Here is a 1,469-nt window from a genome sequence, read left to right as displayed (position 1 = left end):
CACGGCGCCGGAATGGCTGACCGCGGCGAGCCGCGGCGTCGGCGTGCTCGGCGGGCTGATCCTGCTCGGCGCCAGCCTTTACGCCGAGGGCCTGTTCGCCAAAGCCGCCGCCCAACCTGCACAGCGCGTAGCGGAGCCGAGCGGCAAGACGCAGATGCATACCCGTTTCGGTGGCAAGCAGGGGGCGGAGGTGACCGACCGGGAAACGAAGGTCGCCTTCCCGGTCCCGAAAGGCGCCACCCTTCTCGATGCCATCGAGAGCGCCGGTCTCAAGATCAACTACGGTTGCCGCGCCGGCCTCTGCGGTGCTGATGCGGTGGTCGTCTGCGCAGGCAGCAAGCACCTGTCGCCGGCCGGTGACGACGAACTGGCGACGCTGCGCCGACTCGGATTGGAAGGCAAAGCACGGTTGGCGTGCATGTGCCGGGTCAGCGGCCCGGTGCTCATCGACCGCGACCCGAACGCCAGCGCAGCGGAACAAACCGAGGCAGCACCCGTCGCGCCGGAAGTCGACCATGCGCTCGGCACAGGCATTTCCCGGGTGGTGATCATCGGCAACGGCATCGCCGGCACCAGCACCGCAGAACAATTGCGCCGCCTGAGCGCCTCGCTACAGATCGACATGATCACCAGCGAACCGCTCCACTTCTACAACCGCATGGCCATCGGCCGGCTGATCTACGGCCGCACCGGCATGGACGGACTGCAACTGATCCCGGATAACTGGTACGCCAGGAACCGCGTCGAGGTCTGGCGCAATTCGATCGCCCGTGCGGTGGATCGGCAGAGCAAGACCGTTCTCCTGGCTACCGGCGAATCCCTGCCCTACGACAAGCTGATCCTCGCCACCGGGGCCCACTGCACGACACCGGACCCCGACTTCCTATCGTTCGACAACGCCTTCGTCCTGCGCTCGGCGGAAGACGCGCAGGCACTGCGCAATTACGTGCAGCTGCGGCGGGCCCGTCACGCCCTGGTCGTCGGCGGCGGCGTACTCGGCGTCGAAGCGGCCGACGCCCTGCATCACCTCGGGCTGCAGGTCACGCTCCTGCAGCGATCGGATCGTCTGATGAACGCGCAGCTCGACCATCAGGGCGCCGCCCGACTCACGGCTTACCTCGAAGGCATCGGTATCCAGGTTCTCACCGATGTCGCCATCAGCCGCTGGGAAAGCCAGGGTGCGACGCTGCGCGCCGCCTGGCTGGCGCATGGGCCGTGCGCGCGGGCGGATTTATTCGTCGCCTGTCTCGGCATCGGCACCAACGCCCAACTGGCCCGCGCCGCCGGACTGGAAGTCGGCCGCGGTGTCAAGGTGGATTCGTGCATGCGCACCAGCGACCCCGACATCTACGCCGTTGGCGACGTCGCCGAACTGCCTGGTGCCGTCGGCGGCCTATGGACCGTCGGCGCGGCCCAGGCGGCAACGGCCGCCAACGCACTGCTCGGCAGGAAGCAACCGTATCAGGCGC

The 1,469-nt window shown here is 68.1% G+C and carries 1 protein-coding gene; it reads left to right on the top strand.

What is annotated here, in order from left to right:
* Window positions 1–1,469, top strand: a 1,469-nt coding sequence (locus CAPSK01_RS15640; protein ID WP_273703814.1) for an FAD-dependent oxidoreductase, incomplete at both ends; no start/stop codon positions are given.

Source organism: Candidatus Accumulibacter vicinus (assembly GCF_000584955.1).
In the GTDB taxonomy this organism is placed as follows: Bacteria; Pseudomonadota; Gammaproteobacteria; order Burkholderiales; family Rhodocyclaceae; genus Accumulibacter; species Accumulibacter vicinus.
The sequence above is the reverse complement of the archived record's forward strand: the minus strand, read 5'-3'. Positions and strand labels throughout refer to the sequence as shown.